Consider the following 10,560-nt stretch of genomic DNA (forward strand, 5'->3'; position numbering starts at 1 on the left):
CGGAATCCAGTTTCTCAACCCCGTGCTCGCTCCCCAATCCGGTGGCCGAGGCGTGTTGACGTGAGCGGCGACCATCCCCTTCGCGAACAGCGCATCGCCCACCTGAAGGCGGCGTTGGCGCTGCTGGGCGATGGCGGTGGGGCGCGTTCCGCCATCGAGGCCGAGCTGGCGCTGCTCACCGGCGAGGAGCGGATGGAGCCCCCGGCGCTGGATGGCGTAGCGGTACGCGACCTGTTCCGACGGATCTCCGGCGAACTGGCCGCCTGGCCCTCGACGCTGGCCGAGGGGACATGGTTGGAGCGGCCGGAGCTGGAGACGCTGATCCGACGTATCGCAGGGGAGGAGCCCTCCAGCACGCTGCTGCTCGGCGGACCGGGGAGCGGCAAGTCGGCGCTGCTCGCGCGGCTCACCCGGCGTTTGATGGAGAGCGGGGTGACCGTCCTCGGGATCAAGGCGGATCGCCTGCCGGTGGCGGCGAACGCGCCGGAGACGCTTTTCGGCGAGGGGCGACGCCTTCCCGCCGACCCCGCGCGTTGTCTGCGGCGGATGGCCGAGGAGGGGCCCACCGTGCTGGTGATCGACCAGTTGGACGCCCTCGCCGAGCTGGTCGATCGCCATTCGGACCGCCTGAGCCGGCTGCTCGACCTGATCCACGCCTGCGCCGGGCTGCCCAACCTCCATCTGGTCGCCTCGTGCCGGACGTTCGAACAGCGTCACGACCCGAGGCTGCGCGCCATCGACGCCGATCCCATCCATTTGGAACCGCCGCCCTGGGAGCCGGTCTCCCTGCTGCTTCAGCAATGCGGGATCGATGCCCGGGATTGGCCGGAGGATGTCCGCGAGGCGCTGCGGGTCCCCCAGAACCTCAAGATCTACCTGGAGGTGATGCCCCCCGAAGGCGAACGGCGCCCCTTCACCGGCTACCACCAGATGCTCGACGAGTTGTGGCGGCTGAAGATCACCCCGTGGCCCGAGCGCGCCGCGATGGTGGAGCGGCTGGCGGTGGCAATCGGCGAGAGCGAAGAGCTGTGGCAGCCGGCGGCCCGCTACGACGGCGAGCCCGCGGTGGTGGAGCGGTTGCTGGCCGAGGGGGTGCTGATTCGTGATCCCGACGGGCACCGTATCGGCTTCGTTCACCAGACCCTGTTCGACTACGCCCGCGCCCGCGCCTTCGTCACCCGCGAGGGACTGCTCTCCGACTACGTGCTCGATCATCAGGACGGGCTCTTCGTTCGCCCCCGACTGTGGAGCGCGCTCCACTACCTGCGCAACGCCGACCGGCCCGCCTATCGACGGGAGTTCGAAGCGCTGTGGCGAAACGGGAAGCTGCGCGCCCACCTTCGCGGACTGCTGATCGAGTTTCTCGGTCAGTTGCCGGACCCCGACGATGTCGAGGCGGCGTGGTTGCTGCCGCTGTTGGATGAGCCCGCGACGCGGGATCGGGCACTTGCCGCGATGGCCGGCAGCCGCGGCTGGTTCGAACGCCTCGCGCCGGCCCATATGCCCGTGTTGATGCGCCTGCCGGAGGGGGAGGCCTACCGGGCTACCTACGTGCTCGGCGAGGCGCTGAGCGTGTCCCGCGAGACGGTCCTCGAACTGCTGGAGCGTCACTGGTTGCCCGATGCCACGCGGGATGGGCAGGTGTTGCAGGTGCTGTGGAACCTGGAGTCGTGGAACGAACGGGCCGTGCGGATCGTCGAGACCCTGTTCGGGCGAAACGGGGGCGTTTACCAGCATTATGTAGAAAAGGTGCTCGAAGGGGTCTCCGAGGCATTTCCGGAGGCGGGGGTTCGTCTGGCGGAGGTATTGCTGCGGCGTCGCCTGGATGGGGCGAAGGAAGAAGTGCTTACCCCAGCACCGCCAGTACCGGAAGAGGAAAAAGCGCGAATCGCTTACTTCGTCAAGCATGACCGAATGAAGCCTTTAAAAGAGCTGCTTGAGGGAAAGGGTTTCCGTGAAAAAACCTTGGTAAAAGTAGCGAACCGCATACCGCTCGTCTTTCTGGAACAGCTTCTCCCTTGGTTGATCGAGGTGCTTGATTTGATCGAGGAGATTGGTGGCGGTTGGAAATCGGGTGGGGTTTACTGGGCCTGCGGCTATTCTGGGGTGCGATTGGATGGTGACGTGGATCGTCACCATCCCTGTCCAGCGGCCGATGCTCTGGATTCCGCCGTCAAAGCGTTGGCGGAGAGCAACTGGAGGAAGTTCTCCGAGATACAGCGGAGATACGACGACAGTTCCCAGTTGCTGGTCCAGCGTCTGTTCGCCCGCGGGATGACGGTGGGAGCGGAGACTCATGGGCAAGAGGTGTTGGGTTTCCTCCTCGGGGATAGGCGCCGTTTCACTCTTGGTAATCCCAATGGAGATTCCCGCAGCGACACCCACGGCTTGATCGATGCCCTGGTGCCTCATCTGTCGGATGAACAGTTAGGCCGGTTAGAGACGGCGATCTGGGAATGGGAACGCTATACGGCTGAGGAGTTTCGGGATGCCGACCTTGGTACTCGGCGGCGGTGCTTGGATGGGGCACGGGAGTATCGCCTCTATCTGTTGGACCACATCCCCAGGGAACGGATGAGTGCCGAGGGACGGCGGAGGTTTCAGGGAGAGGAGCGACGTTTCCCACGTTTTCGGGAGCGGACTTATGGAGTGCAGGTATGCGATGTCGCCCGCCCCATCTTTGTGGGACAGATGGAAAAAGCGACGGACGAGGAGTTGCTCAAGCTGTTTTCCAAGCTTAACGATGACACCGGATTCCGCTATCCAGCGGAGAAACTGCGCGGTGGCGGCAGGCCGCTCGCCCAGGAATTCAAGGAATTTGCCAAGACATATCCCCAGCGAGCCGCAGAACTCATTCGACGCTTCGAGCCGGGGATCAATGAGGTGGCGGTGGGCCATGGGCTTCGGGGGATGGAGGAAGGGGGATATCCCCCGAAGGCGTTGGCGGGGCTGGTTGTTGAATTGGTGGAGCGGGGCTTCTCTTCCCCGGAGTTTCGCCATGATACGGCCTACCTCTTTCAATATGCGATGAACAACGGTTTTTCGCCACCGGATCGAGTGCTGGAGATCTGGGAGTCATGGCTGGAGGAGATCAAGCCTGTTGGCGAGGATGACTATCGCATCGACGATTCCCATGACGAAATGGTCGAATCCAATTCGATTCTGTGGCGGCAGGGCGGCTATATCTCGAGTCTACCGGGAGGCAATTTTCCGCTGCTGGACGCCCTGAGCCACGCCTGTCTTGCCATATCTCCCCCGGAGGTCGATCGCTGGCTGACGATCCTTGACGCCCATCTGGGGCGCCGGGAGTTGCCGGAGGTATGGGCGGCGATAATGCATCGGACGTTGGCATGTCTGAGCTACGCCGACATGCCGCGTGTCGAGACTTTCATGCAAAGGCTTTTCGACGATTACCCAACCCTCTTCGAAAATGGGGAAAGTGTGCTGCTATTGGCAGGTCTTCATCGCTGGCTGAGGGAAGAGAAGGTACACGAGTGGATGGATCGCTTGCGCGTCTCGGGCGGGCGCATCGGACGTCAGGGCTATGGTGAACTGTTGGCCTTTCGGCACCTCGCCGTGGACGACGAATGGGCGGCTGAACGTATCGATGCTCTACTGAAGGGCGGTGCAGAAACCGTTCTCGAGCGGGTGGGGGTTGCTCATACGGTTGTTCAAGGATGGCGCGAGGTTTACCGACGCAAGGAAGTGTTGGAGCTGATTCGAGCGCTGGCGACCCTTGACGAGGCCCCGGTGAATAGGGCCCTTTCCAACCTGCTTTGGGCTTACAACGGCCTCATCGCTGACAAGGAGCATTGGCGGTTGGTGGATCTACTGAGTGACGAGCCCCACCTTCTGCAGGATGGAGAGACCTCTTCGTTCATCGAGGCCTTGGAGCCACTGACTCCTACTGAGCCGGGACGGGTTTGGAAGCTGTGTTGCGCATTTGTGAGGCAGATCGCTGGTGAGTTGGTGAACCACGCGTCGCGCCACGCCCTAGCCGAGGAACCCATCGCACGCATCGCCATGCTCCTGCAACGGCTGGGACCACCCCACCGTCTGCGCGGGCTGGAGCTGTTCGAGGCGCTGCTCGAACGCGAGGGCTACGGGGTATCGACAATGCTGAAGACCCTCGACCGGAAAATTCGGTAACCCGTTCGGTTGGATTACATCCGTCAATAGTTCCTGGGAATAGGGAGATTCTTCAATGGGTCAATTTGTCGAAGTGAATTACCGAAATTTCGATGACGCGGTGAGTATCGCCGATGAGCGGGGTGATCGGATCAGGATGAGCGATGCCGAACGGGTTCACTCCTATATTCGCGAAAACGGCGTGGACGTCGATGGCGTCATGCGCATGACGACACTGCACCCCGATGCGGCGGTGACCATACTTTCCAAGGGACTTATGGAGGGGATATACGTCTCCTGGCCGGATAGAGAGAAGGCGTTGCTCTATGTCGGTTCGGATGCTCCGATCGAACCATTGGAAGAGTATGCCGGTGGGGCAAAGTACGATCTGGTCATCAGTTATACGTTCGACGATCGCGACAAGGCGGTGGTCGAGCGCCTCGTGAAGGAGCTGGGCGAGGCCGGTGTGCGGGTATACCTGATCGTCGATGGCGATCGGCCGAACGATCCGATATGGAGCGTCCGGTTCAGAGAGGCGCTGTTCCACAGCCACTACTTCTCCCCCTATCTCTCCTCCAGCTATCTGCGTGGGGCGGGGACGATCAGGGAGATGTTCGATATCGCCAGGGAGGCGGTCCACCACAGGTCCACTGAGTACTTCTATCCGATATTGCCGTTGGTGGACGATCCGGCCGCCCTGATGGAGAGCACCTTTCGATCGAGAAGTGCGGTTTCTTCGCAATATGACGACCACGAATTCGACTGGCTGAGGACCCACGTCTTTCCCGTCGATCTCGGGTGGGGAGCCGAGCGGATATCGAGATTCATCTCCTCCTTGTCGAGGAACTATCGGGGATTCGTGAACTACGGCTATCTGCGGGAGCTTCGGGAGTCGTTCAAGTTCGTGGAGTTCATCGAATTGTTTACCAAACGGGTGGTAAGGATCCATTTGGGGTATCCGTCCAATGCGCGGTATTACCTGTTCTCCCTGTTCAGTCGTGGGTGTCTCTTCGAAGGTTCCTTTGAACCTGGGGAGAAAGCCATCGAGGTGGATGACGTGGATCGTGTTGTCGATGAGATAGAGACCTTTTTCCGCGACGAAGTGATTAGACCCTTTGAAGAGATGAAGTTGGCGAGGGAGGCCGATGACTCGGGCGAGTGGCTGTGCATGGGGCAACTCTGCAAGTTTCGCGGTAAACCGGTCGTCAAGATGGTCGGCCCGAATCCCGTGCTCGGTATACACGAGGCCGTGCCGATCTATATCTGCCCGCGTTGCGGCAACACCATGGTCAGGAAAAGGGCTCGATAAGTTGGATCGTTTTCACGTTTTCGGATCGTTCTGATGACCGCCACCAACCGCTCCGTACGCGCGACGGAATCCGAGTGTGAAGTCCACGATGACGACGAACCGGTCCAAACGGGGTCTCGCGCTATGGAAAATGGGGCCTACACCTACCGCGCCTTCATCAGCTATCGCCAGTGCTCACCCGACCGCGAGTGGGCGCGTGGGCTCCATCGGATGCTGGAGGGGTACCGGACGCCACGCGGTCTGGTTCGGAGCGGTGTTCCGCGCCGCCTCGGGAAGGTGTTTCTGGACTCTGCTGAACTGGCGGCCGCCGCGGATCTCGGGGCCGAGATCCGTGCCGCGCTCGATGCCTCCCAATTCCTGATCGTCGTCTGTTCGCCACGGGCGGCCCGGTCGCGATGGATCAATGAGGAGGTGCGCTACTTCCAGTCGATCGGCCGGGGCGATCGGGTGCTGCCGGTGCTCATCGAGGGGGAGCCGGGGGAGGCCTTGCCGGAGGCGTTGGCGCGAGGACGTGAACCGTTGGCGGCGGACCTCCGTGAGCGGGGGGAGCGGCGCTCCCGCCGGCGTCGGCTGCGCGATGCGCGGCTGCGGCTTCTTGCTCCGATTCTCGGGTGTGTCTACGACGATCTGCTGCGCCGCGATCAAGTGCGTTTCGTGCGGTTGCTGGCCTCCGGTGCGGTGGTCGGTCTGGTGCTCGCCGCGACCCTGGCGGGGCTGCTGTGGCGGCAGGTGCAAACCACCCGAGAGCTGGAGCAGGCGATCTTCGAGACCTCGGTGATCTATACCCAGTATTTTCTGGCGATCAACGATGATTACGACAAGTGGGCCAGGGCGAGCGGCAAGTTGATCGACATCGTTGATCAGCGGGACGTGGCGAGGGCCCGCAAGGCAAACGAGCTGTTGGCCAAATACGTCGCGCTGAAGGGCTACGCGCTGAAGCCGATGCCGGTGGTCTATCCGTTCTACGAGGACCCCAGGTATCTGCTCAAGTCGCTGTTCCAGCGCCGGGCCAAGTTCACCGTGGGTCAGTTCGAGCTCTCCGCCTTCTCCACGCTGCTGCTCGATGATCTCCAGTTTCCGGCCAAGCTGTTCCGTTTTTTGGCGTCGCCGCCGATTCCGCTTCCGGCCTCCTATCAGCGCATGGAGCAGGCGCCGCCCCGCCTTCTCGGGCGCTACGCGGGACTCTATGAGGCGATCTCCCGGGAGCTGGCCGGTGATCGCGCGGGTTCGCTTCGCGCCATGGCGCGGGCCGCGGAGGACGGGCTGTTCCACGCGGTGTCGGACAATCTCTCCACCTTTGATCTGTGCAACATCCAACACGCCCTCGCACTGCTCGCCGGGGAGCGGGACGAGTCCGCCGCCGATTGGGATGAGAACTCCCGAGCGATGGACGAGCACGAGCGATGGAATCTGATTCGTCACCTCAATGCGTACTACTTGGTGGAATTGCGGCTGCCAACGTCGAGCCCCCGGATAGTCGTGAATTCGGGAGTTCCCGATACGGGGTTCGATGAAATGGTGTGGAACGCCGATTTTCAACAGCGGCGTTGGAGTGAGGGGGGCGGTCCGGTGAGGTTCGGTGAGATCGCCTCACTGTTGCGACGGCGGCTCGAAGGGCTGCCCGATGCTGATCCTCTGCACGCCATCCCCGGGCAACTGACGGCGTTGGAGGAGGAGGCCCGCACGGAGTGGAACGAGACACTGAAACCGTCGCGAGATGCAATTCTCGCCGAGACCCAGCGCAAGTTGGAAGCGCTGTTGGCCGAGGCGGGAGTCGAGATGCCGCAGGGCGCGCGGGAGCGGGTCGACGTCCCACGGGACGAGACGCCCCCTCCCTTTGCCCAGCCGGAGGTGATCGATATCGACGATCTGATCGATGCGTTGCCGGAGGAGGCCCGCGAACGGTTGCGGGAGCGGATGGGACTGCCCGAGACGGTTGGTGATCAGGGCAGCGAGATTCGGGTGGCGATCGCCCAGGGCATCCGCCCCTACGCGGCGTTGCGGGTGGCTTATGACCTGTTCGTCACCCATCCGGCGGTGGTGAAGGTGTTGAGTGACGACGAAGATACGCCGCCGTCACTGGCTGCGATGGCCTATCGCGCGGCGTTGGTGGGGGAGTGCGATGCAGCGGCGAGGCTGTCGGCGCGTGCGATGGAGCACTACCGCGTCATGGGCGGTGGGGTGGATGGTATCGTGCTGCCCTTCACGACGCGGTGTGGTGGATCGGTGACGGGGAGTGGACCGGTCGTTCGGTGAGGGATTCCCATGCTGTCCAGAAGCGATCGGGATCTTCACCACCGTCGCGCAAGGCGCAGAGCAGTCTCTCCGCCATCGCCCGATCCCGTGCCGTGCCGGTCCCGTGTTCGAGGAATCTCATCAACAGCCGCTCCCAGGCATCTCTCCCCCGATCGTAGTCGTCCGGATCGGCGATTCGACCGAGGTTTTCGATCAGCCACAGGCTGAAGCGGGTTGCCATGGCACGGAGGCCGCGACTGTTCCAGGGGAGGGGAATGACGGTGAAATCGTCCTGACGGCGATTCAACCCCCCTGGGACGACCACGATCCGCTCGATCGTTCCCTCCAGATGAAATACGGCCTGGATCGTGCGTTGTTCATCTCCGTCGGCGGCGGACCAGGGCAGCCAACCTTCGTCGTTGAGGGTGACGTGGCAGCGGGCGCTCGTCAGCCGGTCGCGATGACGTTCGATCTGCCGGGCCAGCGCCGAGGGGCTGGCGTCATAGCCTTTGACCTCGATGATCCCAAGCACCTTCAGGTGCAGGGTCTCTCCACGATGTGGAAGCCGTTCGGCGATGATCCCGTCCGGTCCCTGTTTCCAGCCGCGCCGGTACAGGCGCATCGAGGTGCCGGGGATGAGGGCAGGGGATCGTCCCGGTGAGCCGTTCCCTCCCAGCGAAGTCGCCGGACGGGAAAGCGCAACTCGGTCGCCGACTGGCGGATCATCTGGCCGGCGAGGGGACTGCCACAGTAGTCGGCGTAGGTGAGTACCCGGTCGTGTTCCAGGTCGATCCGGGCAGCGCAGCGGGCGGTCGCCATCGCCAGCGACGCCAGGGCCGGTTCGTCCGGCCAGTATCCCAGCCGGTGGCACCTTTCCAACCAGAAGCGCAATAGGGTGCAGGCGCCGGGCGGCGTGAGGTGATGCGCTGCTTGGGCGTAAAGGGTGGACAGGTGGCGGAGGAAGGCGGTGTATTCGGCGCAGTGGTCGCCGCAACCCGCCGGGTTGGCGTGATGGCGCAGGGTGAAGAGGCGAAGGAATATCCGGCTCTCTCCCCAGCGGTCCAGAAACTGCTGGAGCGAGACGAGAAGTTTCTCTCCCTGCGCCGCGGTGACGGTATGGGTGAACCGGTGGTGGCGGTAACCGGCGAGATGCCCTCCGTCATCGGGCAAGCGACTGGTGAGCGTCAGGCGGTTGAAGCTGCGCAGTGAGAGGTGCAGCGCCATCCGTTGCGCCTCGTCGCTGGCGATCAGTGCGGCCAGCGGACTTCCGGGCAGGGTGAGCGCGAGCAGCGGGTGTCGGTAGCCGTGGTCGTTCAGCTGTTGCAGGGCGTCGAGGAACAGCAGCCCGCAACTGAGTTGGGACAACAGCCGCCACTGGTCGGTGGAGAGGCCGCACTCCTCGAACCCCCAAGGGAGGTGGGCGAAGGCGAGATCACGCCGCGGGTCCAGGCGCTCCAGGTCGTGTAGCCATATGGCCGGGCTCATGGTCGCAGGCTCTTCTTCCAGCGTTTGCGGTTCGCCGGGTGGCGTGCCGCGAGCTGCTCCATCTCTTCAGCAGTCTCGTCGTCACCCGCCTCGCGGTAGGCTTCGGCGGCGGTGCGCAGGTGGGCGAGGTGGTTGTCGCCGTCGCTCTCCCCGCGTGCCTCCAGTACCTCGGCATAGAGCTGGTGGAGGTTGCCGAGCAGGTAGCGGCGGCCGTGCTCCCGGTTGAGGTCGAGGGCGCGGTCGAGCTGGGCGAGGGCGGTGTCGTACTCCTCCAGTTCCAACAAGGCGGTGCTCATGTTGTAGAGGGTGTGGATGGTGAGGTTGATCTCGCGCGGTTCGAAGTAGACGAGCACCTCGCGGTAGAGCGCCAGGGCGTCGGCGGGGCGGCCCTGGCGGCGGAGCAGGATCGCCTGGTTGGCGCGCGCTTGGCTGAGGAAGTAGCCGTCGTGGTAGATGTCTCGTTCGAGCAGGAAGATCGCGCGCTCGGCGTGGGCGATGCCCCGTTGGAGGATCTCCGCGGTGGGGGTCTGTTGGTGGCGGTAGTAGTCGGTGGCGCATAGGTTGATCCGTGCGCGGGCCTCGAGCAGGGGCTCGCCCTCCCGTTCGGCGAAGGCCCGCACCTGTTCCAGGTAGCGCTCGGCGCGATCGAGCATCCCGCGCAGTGCCATCTTGTAGGCGCTCTCCACCAGCGCCTCGGCGACCTGCGCGTCGAGTTCGCCGTCGTCGAGGGCGCGGTCCAGGGCGGCGAGCAGGGCACCGAAGGATTCGGGGTCGGTGGCGTACTGGACGGCGGTGGGAAGGTAGGGGCGCCGTTGCTGCGGTGGCAGTGCGAGGATCTCCTCCAGCAGTTGCCGGCGGCGCCGGTCACCGTCCTCGCCGCTGCGACCGAGCATGTAGGCGGCCTTGAAGGCGGCGATACGGAAGGGGAGTTCGTCCAGGCCATGCTCCTCGATCAGGGTATCGAAGTTGGTGGTGATGACACCGCAGCCTTGGGCCAACGCGCGGGCGCAGAGGGCATGGGCGGCGTTGGGCGCGCCGCCGCCGAGGAGGTGGGCGAGCAGCGGGAAGAGCCCCACCGGGTCGTGGCGCAGGATGAGCTGGAAGAGCACCTCGGGGCGCAGTTCGAAGGTGTCGATGTGGCGGTCGTAGGCGCCGGTGTAGTGGCGCCGCACCCGCTCCATCAGCGGCCAGGCGGCCGGCAGGCCCGCGGGCGCGGCGATCGAGATGCCGGCTCCGCAGAGGATCACCAACTCGCGGGTGGCGAGATGGTGTTCGATCTCTTCGGCAAGCGCTCGGGTGTCGGATGGAGTGGCGGGCGTCATCGTTCCGGTTCCTTTCGTATCCGCTCGATCGCCCGTTTGATCGAGGCGCTCTTGTCGAGCAGCGACCAGTTGTCTTGCGGG

At 63.9% G+C, this 10,560-nt stretch carries 6 protein-coding genes; 3 read left to right on the forward strand and 3 right to left on the reverse strand.

Annotation, left to right across the window (positions count from 1 at the left end; translation table 11 throughout):
- Window positions 1-60: 60 nt before the first annotated feature.
- The 3 genes from ACYQ2W_RS15100 (at window position 61) to ACYQ2W_RS15110 (ending at window position 7,693) form a co-directional block, all read left to right on the forward strand.
- Entirely contained in the window at window positions 61-4,149 is a 4,089-nt protein-coding gene (locus ACYQ2W_RS15100; protein WP_459868834.1) for a hypothetical protein, read from the forward strand.
- A gap of 55 nt (window positions 4,150-4,204) precedes the next feature.
- The gene (locus ACYQ2W_RS15105; RefSeq protein WP_459868837.1) at window positions 4,205-5,437 is read left to right on the forward strand and encodes a TIR domain-containing protein; all 1,233 of its coding nucleotides are present in this window, start codon (window positions 4,205-4,207) and stop codon (window positions 5,435-5,437) included.
- A 123-nt stretch (window positions 5,438-5,560) separates the two neighbouring features.
- Window positions 5,561-7,693, forward strand: a complete 2,133-nt coding sequence (locus ACYQ2W_RS15110; protein ID WP_459868840.1) for a toll/interleukin-1 receptor domain-containing protein — start codon at window positions 5,561-5,563, stop codon at window positions 7,691-7,693.
- Here the strand turns inward: ACYQ2W_RS15110 and ACYQ2W_RS15115 are convergent.
- Genes ACYQ2W_RS15115 through ACYQ2W_RS15125 form a run of 3 tightly spaced genes read right to left on the reverse strand, consistent with a single transcriptional unit; the run spans window position 7,641 to window position 10,479 of the window.
- Window positions 7,641-8,294 (reverse strand): hypothetical protein, encoded by a 654-nt coding sequence (locus ACYQ2W_RS15115; protein WP_459868843.1) that lies wholly within the window; start codon window positions 8,292-8,294, stop codon window positions 7,641-7,643. The genes ACYQ2W_RS15110 and ACYQ2W_RS15115 overlap by 53 nt on opposite strands.
- Complete coding sequence (locus ACYQ2W_RS15120) at window positions 8,207-9,157, reverse strand: hypothetical protein (RefSeq protein WP_459868846.1); 951 nt, start codon at window positions 9,155-9,157, stop codon at window positions 8,207-8,209. The genes ACYQ2W_RS15115 and ACYQ2W_RS15120 overlap by 88 nt, the downstream gene beginning before the upstream one ends.
- Window positions 9,154-10,479 carry an SIR2 family protein gene (locus tag ACYQ2W_RS15125; protein WP_459868849.1) on the reverse strand — a complete coding sequence of 442 codons (1,326 nt, stop codon included), beginning with the start codon at window positions 10,477-10,479 and terminating at the stop codon, window positions 9,154-9,156. The genes ACYQ2W_RS15120 and ACYQ2W_RS15125 overlap by 4 nt, the downstream gene beginning before the upstream one ends.
- Between the last annotated feature and the right edge of the window lie 81 nt (window positions 10,480-10,560).

The sequence above is a fragment of the Endothiovibrio diazotrophicus genome, assembly GCF_054657215.1.

Excerpts from the sequence above, each read along its gene's own strand:
- ACYQ2W_RS15110 (WP_459868840.1), top strand. The coding sequence starts at position 5,561 with ATGGAAAATGGGGCCTACACCTACCGCGCCTTCATCAGCTATCGCCAG.
- ACYQ2W_RS15115 (WP_459868843.1), bottom strand. The coding sequence starts at position 8,294 with ATGCGCCTGTACCGGCGCGGCTGGAAACAGGGACCGGACGGGATCATC.
- ACYQ2W_RS15105 (WP_459868837.1), top strand. The coding sequence starts at position 4,205 with ATGGGTCAATTTGTCGAAGTGAATTACCGAAATTTCGATGACGCGGTG.
- ACYQ2W_RS15125 (WP_459868849.1), bottom strand. The coding sequence starts at position 10,479 with ATGACGCCCGCCACTCCATCCGACACCCGAGCGCTTGCCGAAGAGATC.
- ACYQ2W_RS15120 (WP_459868846.1), bottom strand. The coding sequence starts at position 9,157 with ATGAGCCCGGCCATATGGCTACACGACCTGGAGCGCCTGGACCCGCGG.